Origin of the sequence: Duganella rivi (genome assembly GCF_009857435.1) — a bacterium.
GTDB lineage: Bacteria > Pseudomonadota > Gammaproteobacteria > Burkholderiales > Burkholderiaceae_D > Rugamonas > Rugamonas rivi.
This window is the reverse complement of sequence record NZ_WWCK01000001.1, coordinates 568,378-585,373: the sequence shown is the minus strand read 5'-3', so window position 1 is coordinate 585,373 and position 16,996 is coordinate 568,378. Positions and strand designations below refer to the sequence as shown.

14 protein-coding genes are annotated in these 16,996 nt (G+C 64.5%); 9 read left to right on the top strand and 5 right to left on the bottom strand.

The window, feature by feature from the left end; translation table 11 throughout:
* Positions 1-79: 79 nt before the first annotated feature.
* Positions 80-595, bottom strand: coding sequence for an Lrp/AsnC family transcriptional regulator (locus GTP45_RS02710; protein WP_161012324.1), 516 nt, complete (start codon positions 593-595; stop codon positions 80-82).
* A 130-nt stretch (positions 596-725) separates the two neighbouring features.
* Here GTP45_RS02710 and GTP45_RS02705 point away from each other — a divergent pair, with 130 nt between their 5' ends.
* The 3 genes from GTP45_RS02705 to phhA are packed head-to-tail and all read left to right on the top strand — an operon-like array spanning position 726 to position 3,058.
* Positions 726-1,913: an amino acid aminotransferase gene (locus tag GTP45_RS02705; RefSeq protein ID WP_161012323.1), complete on the top strand. Its 1,188-nt coding sequence runs from the start codon at positions 726-728 to the stop codon at positions 1,911-1,913.
* A gap of 1 nt (position 1,914) precedes the next feature.
* Complete coding sequence (locus GTP45_RS02700; RefSeq protein ID WP_161012322.1) at positions 1,915-2,223, top strand: 4a-hydroxytetrahydrobiopterin dehydratase; 309 nt, start codon at positions 1,915-1,917, stop codon at positions 2,221-2,223.
* Positions 2,210-3,058, top strand: a complete 849-nt coding sequence (phhA, locus tag GTP45_RS02695; RefSeq protein ID WP_161012321.1) for a phenylalanine 4-monooxygenase — start codon at positions 2,210-2,212, stop codon at positions 3,056-3,058. The genes GTP45_RS02700 and phhA overlap by 14 nt, the downstream gene beginning before the upstream one ends.
* Positions 3,059-3,134: 76 nt before the next feature.
* Here phhA and solA read toward each other — a convergent pair whose 3' ends face one another.
* Positions 3,135-4,313, bottom strand: coding sequence for an N-methyl-L-tryptophan oxidase (gene solA, locus GTP45_RS02690; RefSeq protein WP_161012320.1), 1,179 nt, complete (start codon positions 4,311-4,313; stop codon positions 3,135-3,137).
* A gap of 165 nt (positions 4,314-4,478) precedes the next feature.
* Between solA and GTP45_RS02685 the strand changes: the two genes are divergently transcribed.
* Positions 4,479-5,576, top strand: coding sequence for an alkene reductase (locus tag GTP45_RS02685; protein WP_161012319.1), 1,098 nt, complete (start codon positions 4,479-4,481; stop codon positions 5,574-5,576).
* On the opposite strand, the gene GTP45_RS02680 is transcribed toward GTP45_RS02685, so the two are convergent.
* Positions 5,573-8,308 carry an ATP-binding protein gene (locus GTP45_RS02680; protein ID WP_161012318.1) on the bottom strand — a complete coding sequence of 912 codons (2,736 nt, stop codon included), beginning with the start codon at positions 8,306-8,308 and terminating at the stop codon, positions 5,573-5,575. The two genes, GTP45_RS02685 and GTP45_RS02680, sit on opposite strands and share 4 nt — an antisense overlap.
* A gap of 116 nt (positions 8,309-8,424) precedes the next feature.
* On the opposite strand from GTP45_RS02680, the gene GTP45_RS02675 reads away from it, so the two are divergent.
* Together GTP45_RS02675 and GTP45_RS02670 are read left to right on the top strand one after the other, a co-directional pair.
* Positions 8,425-9,216 (top strand): VOC family protein, encoded by a 792-nt coding sequence (locus GTP45_RS02675; RefSeq protein ID WP_161012317.1) that lies wholly within the window; start codon positions 8,425-8,427, stop codon positions 9,214-9,216.
* A 20-nt stretch (positions 9,217-9,236) separates the two neighbouring features.
* Complete coding sequence (locus GTP45_RS02670) at positions 9,237-10,394, top strand: iron-containing alcohol dehydrogenase (RefSeq protein ID WP_161012316.1); 1,158 nt, start codon at positions 9,237-9,239, stop codon at positions 10,392-10,394.
* 1 nt (position 10,395) lies between these two features.
* Here the strand turns inward: GTP45_RS02670 and GTP45_RS02665 are convergent, their stop codons facing one another.
* Positions 10,396-11,301 (bottom strand): alpha/beta fold hydrolase, encoded by a 906-nt coding sequence (locus GTP45_RS02665; RefSeq protein WP_161012315.1) that lies wholly within the window; start codon positions 11,299-11,301, stop codon positions 10,396-10,398.
* Positions 11,302-11,483: 182 nt separating this feature from the next.
* Between GTP45_RS02665 and GTP45_RS02660 the strand changes: the two genes are divergently transcribed.
* The gene (locus GTP45_RS02660) at positions 11,484-14,408 is read left to right on the top strand and encodes a sensor histidine kinase (protein WP_161012314.1); all 2,925 of its coding nucleotides are present in this window, start codon (positions 11,484-11,486) and stop codon (positions 14,406-14,408) included.
* A gap of 60 nt (positions 14,409-14,468) precedes the next feature.
* Entirely contained in the window at positions 14,469-15,104 is a 636-nt protein-coding gene (locus GTP45_RS02655) for a response regulator (protein ID WP_229258310.1), read from the top strand.
* Positions 15,105-15,107: 3 nt separating this feature from the next.
* Here the strand turns inward: GTP45_RS02655 and GTP45_RS02650 are convergent, their stop codons facing one another.
* The gene (locus GTP45_RS02650; protein ID WP_161012313.1) at positions 15,108-16,025 is read right to left on the bottom strand and encodes a LysR family transcriptional regulator; all 918 of its coding nucleotides are present in this window, start codon (positions 16,023-16,025) and stop codon (positions 15,108-15,110) included.
* 99 nt (positions 16,026-16,124) lie between these two features.
* Here GTP45_RS02650 and GTP45_RS02645 point away from each other — a divergent pair, with 99 nt between their 5' ends.
* Complete coding sequence (locus GTP45_RS02645; protein ID WP_161012312.1) at positions 16,125-16,922, top strand: TauD/TfdA dioxygenase family protein; 798 nt, start codon at positions 16,125-16,127, stop codon at positions 16,920-16,922.
* Positions 16,923-16,996: the final 74 nt, after the last annotated feature.

Sequence of the window (16,996 nt, the reverse complement as noted above, 5' to 3'; positions counted from 1 at the left end):
GGCGCTCTTGATAGGAACTTCCAATAACACGGCTGCCGCACGTCCGGCTGGGAAGAGTTCTAACGCAAATACTGCAAGCTCAGTTGAACTGGATGCGTTTGCGGTTCTCGGTCGGCTGCGTGACGTGATCGAGCGGCAGCACGTGCGTGTGCTTGACCTTGCGTAGCGTGACCGTAGACTTCACCTGCGCCACGCCGGGAATCCGCAGAATCTTCTCGGTCATGAATTTGGACAGCGCCGCAAGGTCGGGCGCGACCACGCGCAGGTGATAGTCGGCGCGGCCGGCCAGCGTGTAGCACTCGGTCACTTCCGGCAGCTTCTCCACTTCCAGCTCAAAACGGTCGCTGGCCGAATGGTGATGGTGATCCAGCGTCACCTCGGTGAACGCCATCACATCCAGGCCCACCGCCACCGGATCGATGATGGCCGCGTAGTGGTCAATTACACCGCCTTCCTGCAGGCGCAGCACGCGCCGGCTGACCTGCGAGGTCGATAAATGGATCTTGCTGCCCAAGGTGCTATTGGTGGCGAGGCCATCGCGCTGCAGCTCGGTCAGCAGCTGCAAGTCGAACTTGTCGATGGTGGTGATCGTCATGTGCGTCTCCGGTACATTGCGTGAATATTTTGTGCGTAAATTATACAAATAATAGTCAAATTCGCTTACTTTTCCCGGAATTTGCGCGTTAAGCTGTTCCTGTTTTCATCATAAAAAGCAGGAGACCCGGATGTTCCAGCACGTCGAAGCCTTTGCGGGCGACCCTATCCTCACCCTCAACGAGCAATTTGCCGCCGATCCACGGCCGGCCAAGATCAACCTGAGCATCGGCGTTTATCTGAACGACGAGCAGCGCATTCCTTTGATGGGCGCCGTTGCAGCCGCCGAGGAACGCCTGGCGCAGTCCTTCCACCCGCATCCATATTTGCCGATGGCTGGTTTGCCTGCCTACCGCGCCCAATCGCGCGCGCTGGTCTTTGGCGACGCACACGCAGAACGCATCGCCACCATACAAACGCTGGGCGGCTCCGGCGCGCTGAAAGTCGGCGCGGACTTTTTGAAAGCCTGGTTCCCGCAAGCCCGCGTGTGGGTCAGCGATCCAACGTGGGATAACCACAAAGGCATCTTTGGCGGCGCCGGCTTTGAAGTGGGCACTTACCCTTACTACGACCGCGCCACCCACGGCGTGGCCTTTGATGCCATGCTGTCCGCGCTGCGCGCACTGCCGGCCGGCGACATCGTCGTGCTGCACGCCTGCTGCCACAACCCGACCGGCGCAGACCTCAACCAGCAGCAGTGGCGCGAGCTGGCGCTGGTGGTACAAGAGCGCGGCCTGTTGCCGTTCTTCGACATCGCCTACCAGGGCTTTGGCGACGGCATCGCCGAAGACGCGTTTGCGATCCGCCACTTTGCGCAGCTGAATATCCCGCTGCTGGTTGCCAGTTCCTACTCGAAGAACTTCGCCATCTACGGCGAGCGTTGCGGCGCGCTGCACGTCAGCTGCAAGGATGCCGCCGAGATGCAGACCGTCTCGGGCCAGCTGCAATCGGCCGTGCGCAAGAACTACTCCAGCCCTCCGGCCTACGGCGCACGCGTGATCGCCACCGTGCTGGAAGACCAGCAGCTGCGCGCACAATGGGAAGCGGAGCTGGGCGCCATGCGCCAGCGCATGAAGCAAATCCGCAGCGAGTTGCTGGCCCAGTTGCAAGCCCAACTGCCCGGCGGCGACTTCGATTACCTGCGCGTGCAGCAGGGCATGTTCAGTTTCACCGGCCTGCCGGTCGAGCAAATCCGCAAACTGCGCGACGTGCATGGCGTGTATCTGATTGAATCAGGCCGTGTGTGCCTTGCGGCGCTGTCGAGTGCAGGCGTGGCGCCGGTGGCGCGCGCCATGGTTCAAGTGATGACGGTGGTTTGAGATGGAAAAGTTCGATACCAAAACGCTGCCGGAAAAACTGGCCGCTTTACCCGCATGGACGCTGGCCGATAACCAGCTGGCCATCCACCGCGATTTCGTGTTCGCGGATTTCGTGCAGGCGTTCGCTTTCATGAGCGCGGTCGCCATCACCTCGGAAAAGCGCAACCACCATCCCGAGTGGAGCAATGTGTACAACAAGGTGCAGGTACGCTGGACTACGCACGATGCCGGCGGCCTGACGCAAAAGGACATCGACATGGCGCAGTTCTGCGACACCATCGCCCAAGGATTCGGCCATGCACCTGTCTGACCTGCCGCCGGGCCAGCGCGACGACTGGACGATCGATCAGCAATGGGACAAGTACACGCCGGAAGAACACCAAGTGTGGAAGACGCTGTTCGAGCGTCAAAGCAAGCTGCTGGAAGGCCGCGCCTGCGATGAGTTCCTGGCCGGCATGCGCGCGCTGCCGATCGCGCCCGATAAAATCCCCGACTTCCGCCAACTGAACGAAGTGCTGATGCAGCACACCGGCTGGCAAGTGGTGGCGGTGCCGGGACTGGTGCCGGATGAGGTGTTCTTCGAACACCTGGCCAACCGCCGTTTCCCGGCCGGTCAATTCATCCGCCGCGCCGACCAGCTGGATTACTTGCAAGAGCCGGACGTGTTTCACGACGTGTTCGGCCACGTGCCGCTGCTGATGAATCCCATCATCGCCGACTACATCCAGGCCTACGGCGTGGGCGGCCTGCGCGCCAGGGAGAAGGGCGTGCTCGATCTGCTGGCGCGCGTCTACTGGTACACGGTGGAGTTTGGACTGGTGCAGCAGAAGGACGGCTTGCGCTTGTACGGCGCCGGCATCGTCTCGTCGTACACCGAGTCGATCTTCGCGCTGGACGATGCTTCGCCCAACCGCGTGCGCTTCGACCTCGCGCGCGTGATGCAGACCGACTACCGCATCGACGATTTCCAGGAAACTTACTTCGTCATCCGCGATCTGGACGAGCTGCTGCAACTGGCGCACACCGACTTCGCGCCGCTGTACGCGCAAGTGCAGGCGCGCCCAGTGCTGCAACCGGGTACGCTGCTGGCGGAGGATGCGCTGCTCACGCGCGGCACCGGCAGCTATCACAACGCCAAGCGATAACACCTGGTCAAACTTGCCTGGAGAAAATCAGCGGCCGCGATCGCCGCATGTTCTGCACGCAGGAGGGCAGCAGCACCTACCGCGTAGCCGATACAGCAGCCTTGTTAAGGCGGAATGCCGACAGGTCGGCCGCACCGGTCTCGCGGCAGTAGTGCATGGCCAGCGCTTCGCCGACAGCGGCAGAGTGCTTGAAGCCATGGCCGGAACAGGCCGAAACCACCGTCACGCCGGGCAGCTGCGGGTGCTCGTCGATCAAGAAATTGAAGTCGGGGGTGATGGTGTAAGTGCAGGCCTTGGCCCTCAGCAGGCGGCGTGACACGCCTGCCAGTCGGCCCGCCACGTGCTGCTCGTACATGGCGTCAACGTCGGCTTGATTGATGCTGCGGTCGATGTGATCTGGATCGCCGCTATCTGCATAATTCTCTGTGGCGATCTTGATTGCGTTCTCGCCGGGGAGCGGCGGGAAGCCGTAGCAGCTATCGGTATCGGCGTCGCCGTCGAGCAGAATGTAGACCGGGGAGTCAGGTGCGAAGCGCTCTGGCTCATCCAACTCAAACCAAAACAACTGCTGGCGACAGACCTTCAACAAAGACGGAAACGGCCCGCCCAGCAGCTTGGCGCTCCACATTCCAGCGCACGAGATGACGCGGCCTGCGGTGAACGTGCCGGCGCTGGTGTGTACGCGCACGCCACCGTCATATGCTTCCATCGACAGCACGGGCGTATTCGGATACAGCGCAGCACCTGCTTGCTGCGCCAGCTTCAACTGCACCTCAATCGCGCGCTCCGGCCGAACGTAACCGGCTCCCGGCTCGTAGTAGCCGACAGCATGCGAGCTGTAACCGGTGAACTGCGGGAAGCGCTGCGCAATCTCCGCCGCATTAAGCAGATCATGTTCGATGCCAAACGAACGCGCCAACGCAGCCGTCTCGCCGGCAAAATCGGCCGTGCCATGGCCGCGCGTAGCAACCCGGCTATCGCTGAGCATCAGCATGCCGCAAGCTTCCAGCAACGGCGCGCCGCTCAACGCCTCCAACTCGCGCCAGATGCGGTGCGAATTCAAGGCCAGCGGTACGTATGCAGCCCCCTCGCCAATCGCCTGCCGCGTGATGCGCGTATCACCATGGCTGGAGCCCTGGTCATGCGGCGGCGAAAACCGATCCACGCCCGCCACATTGACGCCACGCCGCGCCAACTGATAAACCGTCGCCGCGCCAAATGCCCCCAAGCCCACCACAATCACGTCGTAATGCATTCAAGCCCTTCCAGGAATTCGTAGAAATTACGGCTATTGTGACAGGTTAAATTTGGTTAAGCACGGCGGCTACGAGGTTTTACCACGCTTAACCCCTTGCCGGCAGGGACGGATGCTAAGCTGGCTTCACGGTATCCGATCAATTTTTCTGCAAGGCCTGACACCATGTCTACTTCTGAATCCCTGTTGTTTTCCCCAACCGCCATTGGTGCGATTGATGTCGCCAACCGCGTGGCGATGGCGCCTTTGACCCGTTCGCGCGCCGATATGGACGGCGTGCACTCCGAGCACGCTGTCGAGTACTACCGCCAGCGCGCCAGCGCCGGCCTGATTATCAGCGAAGCCACCAATATCTCGCGCGAAGGCCGCGGCTATGCGTACACGCCGGGCATTTACTCCACCGAGCAGGTAGCGGCCTGGCGCCGCATCACCGACGCCGTGCATGCAGCCGGCGGCAAGATCGTTTGCCAGCTGTGGCACGTGGGCCGCATGTCGCACGTCAGCCTGCAAGCCGGTGGTGCGGCACCGGTGGCGCCGTCGGCCATCCAGGCCGGCGAGCAGATTTTCCTCGAGAGCGAAGGCTTTGAGCGTCCTTCGATGCCGCGCGCGCTGGAAACCGAGGAAATCGCCCGCATCGTGGAAGATTATCGTCACGCGGCGCAGTGCGCCAAGGATGCCGGCTTCGACGGCGTGGAAGTCCACGCGGCCAATTGCTACCTGCTCGACCAGTTCATCCGCGACAGCACCAACCTGCGCACCGACCAATACGGCGGCCCGGTGGAGAACCGTACCCGCTTCCCGATTGAAGTGGTGACGGCAGTCGCCAGCGTGTGGGGCGCCGGGCGCGTCGGCCTGCGCCTGTCGCCGATCACCCGCGCAGTCGGCGATACGCCGCTCGATAGCGATCCAGAAGGCACCTACTTCTACCTGGCCGAGCAGTTGGGTAAGCTGGGCCTGGGCTACCTGCACTGCGTGGAAGGCCAGACCCGCGGCGACAACGCTGCCGGCCAGTTTGACTTCAAGCGCCTGCACGCGGCATTTGGCGGCAAGTACATCGCCAACAATAGCTACGACCGCCAGATGGCGATTGATGCGGTGAACTCCGGCCATGCAGATATGGTGGCGTTTGGCCGTCCGTTCATCTCGAACCCGGATCTGGTGGAGCGCCTGCGCCGCAATGCGCCATTGGCGGAAGCCGATCACAGCACCTTCTACGGTGGCGGCGCTGGCGGCTACACCGACTATCCAGTGCTCGGCAACTAAGCCTTATCCGGCAGGCCGCGCGCTGCTTGCAGCCGTTCCAGGCTGGCGGCGGCGCGCTGCTGCCACGCGCGCGCACCTTGCGCTTCGGCGATGGCGAGCGCCTGCCGGTAAGCCTGTTCCGCTGCGGCGGGATCGCTCGCTTCCAGCAGCGTGCCCTTGATGCGTAGCATCTCGGCTTCGAGCCAGCGCTCCTGGCCTGCTACGCAGGTGGCCAGTGCGTCGTTGATCAGCACCAGCCCTTCGGCGTGCCGTCCGTGCTGGCCTAGCGCCATGGCAAGCGTGCTCACATGGCTGCTCAGGTGCAGGCGATATTCAACTTGCTGCAACTGGCTCACTGCTTGCTGCAATCGCGGCAGGGCGGCGGCATCGCCGCGCAGGACGGCCAAGGTGGCGTGCAGGCATTGCCATAGCGTTTGCCATAGCGTCATCAATTGCGTTTTCAGATGCAGCGCTAATTCGTCCAGCAGCGCCTGTGCGGCATCGAAGTCGCCCATTTGCACCATCAGCGGGAAGGCGGCGTTGCTGATGACGTACATGATGGTTTGCGCATGGCCGCTCGCGCGCGCTTCCTGCAAGGCTTGCTGCACCGTGCCGCGGGCCGATTCGGTTTCACCTTGCAGCCACAGCACGTAAGCGAGCGTGGTGAGCGCCGCCGCGCGCTGGTCAAGCTGGAAGCGGGCGAGGTGGGAACTGCGCACCGGCGGCACATAGTGCGCCAGCATATGCTCCAGCTGGCTGCGGGCCGCCGCCTGGTCGCCGGCGTAGTGCAAGGCCGCGCCGATCAGGCGCTCCATGCGCACCGGCAGCTCGTGCTTCTCGGCGCTGCCGCTGGCGGCCTGGAAGCGTTCGGTCAAGCTGCGCACCGCAGCCACGTCGCCGGCGTAGCTGCGGCAGACCGCCAGTCCCCACAGCGACATTGATTGATATTCCGCGTTCTGCTGCGCCTCCGCCAGCACCAGCACGCGCGACCAGGCCGATTCGGTTGCGGCGATCGGGCCGCTCGAGTACAGCATGACCGCGCCCAGCGCCGCTTCCAGGCGCATCGCGCTGAAGTCGTCTGGTTCGCAGCCCAGGGCGCGCGTGATACAGCGACGGCCCTCTTCCAGTAGCGACAGTTCGACCCAGAGCGGAATCGCCGCCACGGTCAGGGCGATGCCCAGTCCGGCCGCATCGCCGGGGCCGAAGGCCCATGCCAGCGCGGCGCGCACATCGTCGAGGTGGCGGCCGTGGCGCTCGGCCCAGCCGTTGCCGGTTGCCGTGCTCCATTCTTCCGAGGCGCGTTCCAGTATCGCGCGCAAATGGTGCAAGTGGCGGCGCCGCATCGCCTCGGTTTCGCCATGCAGATCGAGCTTTTCCAGCGCATAAGCCTTGGTGGTATCGAGCAGGCGATACAGCACGCATTGCCGGCTCAGATCGGCCGACAGCAGCGACTTGTCAACCAGCCCCGCCACACCATCAACCACATCGAGCGGCCCGTGCTGGCACAAGCTGCTGGCATCGTCGAGCGTGAAGCCGCCGGCAAACACGGCCAGCGCGCGCAGCAGGGAGCGCTCGTCTTCCGGCAGCAGCTCGTAGCTCCAGTCCAGCGCCGCCTCCAGCGTGCGGTGGCGCTCCAGTGCACCACGCCGTCCGCGCTTCAGCAGTTGGAAGCGATCGCCCAGGCGCTCTGCCAGCGCCGCCGCGCCGAGTGCGTCCATGCGCGTGGCGGCCAGCTCAATGGCCAGCGGAATGCCGTCGAGCCGGCGGCAGATTTCCGCCACGGCCGGCGCATCGGCATCGCTCAGTTGATAGCCATCCTGGCCTTCTGCCGCGCGCTGCACGAATAGCTGAATCGCGGGAAAGCCCAGGCCCTGCGCCGCGCTCAATGGCGTCCCGGCGACTGGGTAGGGCAGCGGCGTCAACCGGTACACGTATTCGCCGGCCACGCGCAACGGTTCACGGCTGGTGGCCAGCACCCGCAAGTCGGTGGCGCCGTTGAGCAAGCGCTCGACCAGCACCGCGACCGCATCGACCAGGTGTTCGCAGCTATCGAGCACCAGCAGCACGCGCCGCTCGCGCAAGGTGGCGATCAGCGCCTGCACACCGTCGGCGCCATGCACGTGCACGCCCAGCGCGGCGGCCACCGCGCCGGCCAGGAACTGCGCATCGGCGACCGGGCTCAGATCGACAAAGCACGCTTCCATGTTCGCTTGCGCGGTGCAGGCTTCCACCACCGGCAGCGCCACCGTGGACTTGCCAATGCCGCCGGTGCCGACGATGCTGACCAGCCGGCGCTGTTCCATGATTTGCAATAGGGAGGCGATGGTCTCGGCGCGGCCGGTCGGGCAGGTGGCCGGCAGCGGCAGTTTGCGGAGTTGCTCCCAGTTGGCCGGGATGGCGGCCGGCTGCGGCGCCGTTTCGCGGTTGCTGGTGACCACCGGCGCCACGAAGCGATAACCGCGCCCGCTGACGGTAGCGACGTAACGATACTCCTTGCCATTGTCGAGCAGCGCCCGCCGCAAGGCCGCCACGTGTACCTTGAGGTTGTCCTCCTCGACCACGCTATTCGGCCATGCGCGCGCCATCAGCTCGCGTTTGCCGAGCACCTCGCCGGGGCGCTCCACCAATGCCGCCAGAATGTCCAGGGCGCGGCTGCCAAGGCGCACCGGTCGCTCCCCGTTCAGCAGCAGTTGCTGTGCGGGCACGAAACGGAACGGCTCAAAGTGATATTCGCAGTTGCTGGTCGTCGTCATTCCGCAATCATCTCACACTGCCCAGCTGCTTTACCAAAATTAACGGCTCTTAACTGGCTGGGCCGAGGCCTGCTCGCTACAGTGGACGCATCTAAATCATTTGCGAAAGGTAAATCATGACTATCGACAACCCAAGCCGTCGCGGCGTGATGCTGGCGGCCGGCGCCATGGCCGCCACCGCTATTATCCCTGCTGCCGCCCAAGGCGCAAGCACCGCCACCGCGCGCGGCGCACTTGGCGCCCGCCTGCAAGGCGTGCAGCACTTCGGCCTGACCGTGCAAAACATGGATCGCGCTTTCGCCTTCTACACCGAGGTACTGGGCGGCACCGAGATCATGCGCGACGGCGACTTCCAGGGTGATGTCATTCACAACACCTTGCTGCTGACCGAAGAGCTGGACGCCAAGCAGCGCCAGGTCAACCCGCGCGCGGTCGGCATCCCGGACTTGCGCAGCGGCGCCCAGCGCCTGGACGTGCGCTTCATCCAGTTCGACAACGTGGTGATCGAGCTGCTGCAATATCGCGACAGCAACCAGCCGCAAGGCAACGGCGCCAGCTTTGCGCCGCCGACCGAGAAAACCAGCCCGGCCTTCCCGCGCTCGATGCACATCTGCTTCTACATCCGCGAGGACGTCGACTTCAACGAGTTCATCCGCGATCTGGAGAGCGAATCGGCCAAGCGCGGCATGCACCAGGTAAAGGCCAACCGCATCGTCAATTCCGGCAGCGAGCAAGAGCGCCTGCAAGCACCGCTCAACACCCGGAGCAACCCGATCACCAGCGGCAAGTCCGACGGCTGGACGCTGATCTACGCCAAGGGCCCGGAAGGCGAGCAACTGGAATTCGTGCAAACGCGCGGCCATGCCAAGCGCGTGTTTGGCGAAGCGGCCCGCCGCCGCGCGCTGTGATTTTTTTGGAGAATGCAGCAATGTTGAACTTTGATTTACATAACCCGACCCGCATCGTGTTCGGCGCCAAGACCGTGAGCCGCCTCGATGAACTGGTTCCGGCCGGCGCCCGCGTGCTGATTCTGTACGGCGGCGAAAGCGCGCGCCGCAACGGCACGCTGGCCGAAGTGCGCGCCGGCCTCGGTCAGCGCGAGGTGCACGAATTTGGCGGCATCGAACCAAATCCCAGCTATGAAACCTTGATGGAAGCGGTCGCGCTGATCCAGCGCAAGGGCTTGAACTTCCTGCTGGCAGTGGGCGGCGGCTCGGTGATCGACGGCACCAAGTTCGTGGCCGCCGCCGTGGACTATCCGGGCGACCCGTGGGAGATCATGGAAAGCCACGGCGCCACCGTCCACCGCGCGCTGCCGTTCGGCACCGTGCTGACCTTGCCGGCCACCGGCTCCGAGATGAACAAGGGCTCGGTGGTGTCGAAGAAAGCGACCAAGGCCAAGCTGGTGTTCGCCAGCGAGCACGTGTTCCCGCGCTTCTCGATCCTGGATCCGACCAAGACCTACAGCCTGCCGCTGCCGCAAGTGGCCAACGGCGTGGTTGATGCGTTCACCCACGTGATGGAGCAGTACCTGACCTACCCGGTCGATGGCCGCGTGCAAGACCGCTTTGCCGAGGGCCTGTTGCAGACCCTGGTGGAGATCGGCGCCGAAGTGATGGCCAAGCCGGACAACTACGATGCGCGCGCCAACCTGATGTGGACGGCGACCCTGGCGCTGAACGGCTTGATCGTTGCCGGCGTGCCGGAAGACTGGTCGACCCACATGATCGGCCACGAACTGACCGCGCTGCACGGCATCGACCACGCGCGCACGCTGGCGGCGGTGCTGCCGGCCAACCTGCAAGTGCGGCGCGAGGCCAAGCGCGCCAAGCTGCTGCAGTACGCCGAGCGTATCTGGAACATCACGGAGGGCAGCGAGGACGAGCGCATCGGCATCGCCATCACCAGCACCCGCGTCTTCTTTGAATCGCTGGGCGTGCCCACCCGCCTGCGCGAGTACGGCCTCAACGCCGGCCACATCGACGAAGTGATCGCCCAGCTCGAAGCCCACGGCATGACCGCCCTTGGCGAACACGAGGACGTCACCCTCGCCGTGAGCCGCCAAATACTGGAAGCAGCCCTGTAAATCACTGCAGGAACTTCACCAGCTTAGGCACCACTTCAGCGGTCGCTTCTTCCATCAGCCAGTGACCGCTGTTTTTAATGACGACGCCTTCGACGTTGCTGTCGACCAGGCGCGCTTGCTGGATCAGGAATTCGCCCGAGGCTTTTTCGCCCGTCAGCACCAGCATCGGAATGGTCAGCGGGGTCTTGGCGTAAGCGGCGAATTCCGCTGCGTCTTTCTCAAAGGCGCGGAACACTTCGAAGCCGGCGCGCATGTGGTCTGGCTGTGCATACTCGGCCGCGTAGAATTTGCGGTCGGCTTCGCTCAGCGACTTGGTCTTGTCGGCCGCGAAATCATTCCAGAAATGTTCGAAGTAAGTGCGCTCGCGGCCCTTGACCAGCGCCAGCGGCGTCTCGCCGTAGAAGTGGAAGTGCCACAGGTCGCGCAGCAGCCACACATCCTTCCAGTTGCCGACGCCCGGCAGGAAGGCATCCATCAGCACGATCTTGCTGACTTCCTTCGGATACTGGGCGGCGTAGGCGTACGCCACCATCAGGCCGATGTCATGCCCAACGATCTTGGCCGACTTGATGCCCAGCGCGGCCGCCAGCGCATGCACGTCCTGCGCCATGACCGACTTGGTGTACGGCCCCTGCGGCGTGGCGGACTTGCCAAAGCCGCGCAGATCCGGCGCGATCACCAGGTGATTCTTCGACAGTTCGGCGATCAGCGGCAGCCACATATGGCTCGACTCGGTGTAGCCATGCATCAGGATGACCGGGTCGCCCTTGCCGGCTGACAGGTAGTGCAGCCGCACCCCATTGGCTTCGATGAAATTACTTTTCGGCGCTTCGGCCTGTGCCGCGCCGGCAATGGCGCACAGTGCCAGCAAACAAATCCGAAACAGCTTGGTGATAGTCCTTGACATGATGATCTCCTCTGGTGGAAGTCCACAGGATAGCCAAGTGCCTTGCCCGAATATACCCACTATCGGGTGAAGAATTTCTATACAATATTTTCTGAAGAGGAAAAAATCAAAATTTTGACTAATTGTTGGTTGTCTTTTGTTTAATGCGAACTTCATGGCCCGGTTGCGGCAAGGCACTGGCTTTGCTGGCTCTTATCGCTTGCTGCGCGTCGCCGCTTGCCGCCCCGTCCGGCAGCGTGGCGCCGCCTGCCATTAATCTGCACCACACCAGCTGGACTGCCCGCGACGGCGCGCCGGCCATGATCTTGTCCATCACCCAAAGCCGCGACGGCTGGCTGTGGCTGGGCGGGCCGACCGGCTTGTACCGTTTTGACGGCATCCAGTTCGAGCCGTTCACGCCGGCCAACGCGCCGCTGTTGACCAGGAACGTCAGCATGGTCAACGCCTTTGCCGACGGCGACCTGTGGATCGGCTATCGCACCGGCGGCGCCAGCGTGTTGCGGCAAGGCCGGCTGCGCAGTTACGGCCAGCGCGACGGTTTGCCGAGCCGGGCCGTGTGGCAGGTGGAGCGGGATGGCAATGGCCGCATCTGGGCGGCCACCGCGCAAGGCATGTACTACCTTGAAAACGAACGCTGGCAGGCGGCCGGCAGCGCGTGGAACCTGCCCGGCGGCTGGTACAAGACGCTGCTGCGCGACCGTCACGGCGTGTTCTGGGCGCAGGGCGATGCCGGCGTGTACAGCCTCAAGCCCGGCAGCACGCGCTTCGTCAAGGCGCCGTTCGACAGCGGCATCGGCGTGCTGTTCGCGCTGCCCGACGGCGGCGCCGTGAGCTGGGACGCGGCCCATGCCCGCTTCAACGCGCTGGCCGAGCCGCGCCTCAATGCACGGGTGCGGCAGTGGGAACACCTCGGTGATCCGACCAGCCTGCTGATCGACCGGCACGGCGACCTGTGGGTAGGCCTGAAAGAAGGGCTGTCCTACCGCACGGTACACGGCGTCGCCGCCACGGCGCCGCCGCAAGGCCTGAGCGGGCCGTCGGTCAGCGCGCTGTTTGAAGACAAGGAGGGCAATGTCTGGGCCGCTACCGCCAAGGGCGTCGACCGCTTCCGGCGCGGCCGCCTGACCCGGATCACGGTGCCGGAAGCGGCCATCGGCGCGGCCATCATGGCCGACGAGCACGGCGGCGCCTGGATCGGCGGCTTCCACGTGACCGCCGACCCGGGCGGATTCACCAGCCTATCGCCGCTGTGGCCGCCGCGCAGCGATGGCTGGGCCAACCTGGTCACCGGTTTCAGCCGTTCCAGCGACGGCGTGCTGTGGGGCTCATCCTACGGAATGCTGCGCCGGGTGCAGGGCAGCGATAGCCGGCAAATCGCTTTTCCCGCTGCCGTCGGCGGCGTGATCGCCAACGCGGTGCTGGCCGAGCGCGATGGCAGCGTGCTGGCGGCGCTGGGCAGCCATGGCCTGTACCGCCTGCGGCCTAACGGCGAGTGGGAAAAGGAGGGCGATGCCGGCGAAGTCAGCGTGATGGCCCGCGCCGACGCTGGCGGCTTGTGGCTGGGCTATTATCCGGGCCTGCTGGAGCAGGTGGCCGGTGCCACGCGGCGCCGCTACGGCCCGGCCGAGGGACTCACGGTGGGGCTGGTGCTGGCGCTGCACTTGCACGGGCCGCACGTGTGGGCCGGCGGCGACAACGGCCTGGCGCTGCTGGACGCCGGCCGTTTCAGGCAGGTCGGCGGCGTCAACGGCGAAAGCTTTGACGGCATTTCCGGCATCGTCGAACTGGACAGCGGCGACCTGTGGCTCAATGCCACGGCCGGCTTGTTCCGCATCCCGGCGGCGGAGATTGCCCAGTTCAAGCGCGTGCCCGGTTACCGCGTGCGCTACGAGCGGCTAGACCAGGTCGACGGCCTGGAGGGCACAGCGCCGCGCGTGATGCCGTCGCCCTCGATGGTGCTGTCGTCCGACGCGCGGCTGTGGGTGGTGCGCTCCACCGGCGTGTTCCGCCTGAACCCGGCCGAACCGCCGCCGCCTGCGCCGGGCAATCCCATCGTCGTCAAGACACTGGGCGCACCAGGGCAGGCACGGCCGATGCAAGCCGATGCGCGCTTCGCTGCCGGCAGTTCGGCGATGCAGATTGACTACACCATGGCGTCGCTGTCGATGCCGGAGAAAATCCGTTTCCGCTACCGCCTCGAAGAGGTTGACGATGATTGGCAGGAAGCCGGCACGCGCCGCAGCGCCTATTACAGCAACCTGGCGTCCGGCGATTATCACTTCAGGGTCGGCGCCAGCGACTACAGCGGCAACTGGAGCGACGAGAGCAGCACGGTGCGTTTCTCGATCGCGCCGGCCATGACGGAAACATGGTGGTTCCGCGCCCTGTGCGCGGCGCTGCTGTTGGCGGCGGTCTACCTCGGCTATCGCTGGCAAATCAACCGCATGACGCGGCAACTGGCGGGCCGCCTGCAAGAACGCGTGAGCGAGCGCGAGCGCATCGCGCGCGAGCTGCACGACACCCTGCTGCAATCGGTGCAAAGCCTGATGCTGCATCTGCAAGCGGCAGTGATGAAATTGCCGCAGAAGGACAGCATGCGGGTGCAGCTGGAAACCGCGCTGCAACAGGCCGACGACGTGGTGGACGAGGGCCGCGAGCGGATCCGCGCGCTGCGCGGCGAGGATATCGAAAAGCTCAGCTTTGCGGACGCCATCCTGGCCACGGCTGCGCGCTTGCGGCCAGCCGACGCCTGTCCGGTTCACTTCAAAATGAGCGGCACGGCGCGCCAGCTGGAGGTCCTGATTTATACCGAGGCCATGGCCATCATTACCGAGGCCTTGGCCAATGCCTACGCCCACGCCCGAGCCGGGCGGATCGAGGTCGAAGTGCATTTCGGCGCGCGCGCATTGCGCTGCGTGGTGCGCGACGATGGCGCCGGCATTCCGGCCGAGGTGCTGAACCACGGCGGGCGCGACAATCACTGGGGCATGCGCGGCATGCTGGAGCGCGCCGAGCGCATCAACGCCAAGCTGAACCTGCGCAGCTTTGACGGTGGCGGTACCGAATGGCAACTGGTGTTGCCCGCCGCGCTAGCTTATACCCGATAGAGGGATGGCGCGCTGGGCCGCTGGTGGTAAGCTGGCTTGCAACCTTCAAGGAGTACCGTTATGTTAAGCCACAGCGACAAGCCGATCAGTGTGATGATTGCCGACGATCATCCTTTGCTGCGTAGCGGCATCGCTGCGGTACTGGCGGCCGATACCGGGTTCTCGGTGGTGGCCGAAGCCAGCGACGGCGAGGACGCCATCGAACAATACCGGCGTTTCCGCCCGGACGTGACCCTGATGGACTTGCAGATGCCGGGCCTGAACGGCATCGACGCCACGGCGGCGATCCGCTGCCTGAATCCACAGGCGCGCATCATCATCCTGACCACCTTTGACGGCGACGTGCAGGTGGTGCGCGGACTGAAAGCCGGCGCCAGCGGCTACCTGCTCAAGAACCTGGCCCGCACCGAGCTGCGCGACTACATCGTGTCCGTGCACGCCGGACAGCGGCCGCTGCCATCGCAAGTGGCCTGCAACCTTGCCAACAACTTCCAGTCCGATACGCTGAGCAAGCGCGAGATCGAAGTGCTGCGCTGCGTGGCCGAGGGCAATTCCAACCAGCGCGTCGGCCAGCGGCTGGGCCTGAGCGAAGACACCATCAAGGCCCACATGAAAACCATCCTGCAAAAGCTGGACGCCCGCGACCGCACCCATGCGGTGATGATCGCCATGCGGCGCGGCTACTGGGAAAATTAATTCCTAGTTCCCGCCGGGCTCGGCCGCCTGCAGGGCCTCGGCCAGCATGTCCGTGAAGACATGGATCTTGGTCGCGCCGCGCCGGTTGGCCGGGTACACCGCATAGATGCCCACTTCCATCTCGCCGGGATTGACCTGGTAGTCGGTCAGCACTGCCACCAGCCTGCCGGCGTCCAGGTCTTCCTGGATCAGCCAGGCTGCCAGCATCACCAGGCCGAGACCGCCGATGGCCGCCTGGCGCAGCATTTCCGCATTGTTGACGCTGATACTGCCGCGTACCTCGACCTCCGCCGCCAGGTCGGCATTGCGCAGGCGCCAGCTGGCGCGTCCGGCGCCGTAGGAAAACAGCAGGCAGTTGTGCCGGGCCAGGTCGTCCGGCACTTGCGGCTTGCCGTGCTGCGCCAGGTAAGCGGGACTGGCGCAGATGTAGCGCTTGTGCCCGGCCAGCTTCCTGGCGATCAGGTTGGGCTGCCGTTCGGGATTGCCGATGCGGATCGCCACGTCGATGGCCTCGTCCACCATGTTGACCATGGCGTCGCTGAGGCGCATATCGAGTTCCAGCCTGGGATAGCGCTGCGCCAGCTGCGGCAACAGCGGGGCGATATAGCGGTTGGCCAGCGTGACCGGCGCGGTGACGCGCAGCACGCCCTGCGGCTCGGCGCCGCGTCCGGCCGCCGTATCGTCGGCCTCGTCGAGGGCGGCCAGGATCTGGATGGCTTGCTCAAGGTATTCGCGGCCGCTATCGGTCAGCGTGATGCTGCGCGTCGAGCGGTTCAGCAGCGGCGCGCCGAGGCGCGCCTCGAGCGCATCGACCAGGCGGGTGACGGACGACGTTGCCACGTTTAACTGGCGCGCAGCGGAGGAAAAACCACCATTGCTGGCAACCAGGCAAAAAGCCTTGAGTTCAGCGAATCGATCCATTGTTTTGCGGCCTACGCAAAAGTGTATGTGAATTTGCCTATATTATCAGTATCTGGCGCGCGGTTTACAGTGATTGCATACGTTTACTTCGGAGGACTTATGCAACTCACACCATTGGCAGTTGGATTTGGCGCCACCATTGAAGGCATGGATCTGCGGCAGGCCGATGCCGGCACTGCCGAGCTGCTGCGGGCCGCGCTGCTCGAATACGGGCTGCTGGTGATCCGCGGGCAGTCGTTGACTCCGCGCGACCAGGTCTTGGCCACCAACGTGTTTGGCAAGCCGGAAGTGTTTCCCACCATGCGCGGCCAGCTGTCGGGATGGCCTGAAATTTTCCGCGTCGCCAGCCGTGCCGAGGACGGCCACGTCGACGTCGGCCGCTACTGGCATTCGGACGGCTCGTTCCGCGAAGATCCCACGCCCATCAGTTTCTGGTACTCCGAGGTGCAGTCCGAGGAGGGCGGCGACACGCTGTTTACCGATCTGCAGCAGGCCTACGCGGAACTGCAGCCCGATATCCAGGAAGAGTTCGATACCTTGAGCACGGCCCATCGCAACGGCGTGGTTCATCCGCTGGTGTTACGCCATCCCAAGACCGGCACGCGCGCGCTGTACCTGAATATCGGCCTGACGGCCGGCGTGCTGGGCTACAGCGCCGATCATTCGAAGGCCTTGATGGCCGCCGTCGACCGCCATTATTCGCGGCCCGATGCGACCTACGTCCACCACTGGCTGCCGGGCGATGTGGTGGTGGCGGACAACCTCCATGTGGCGCACAAGGCGACGCCGATTACGCCGTCCACGCGGCGGATTTTGAATCGCACCACGGTGCGCGCCGATGGCGTCATCTGGTCAAACCCGGCGCCTGAGGCAGGAGCGCCTCGGCCAGCGCCTTGATCGCCTGCCGCTTTTGAATCATGTTGCAGGCGCCGCCAAGCGCTTGATATCAATACGCGATCCATTGAGAAAAG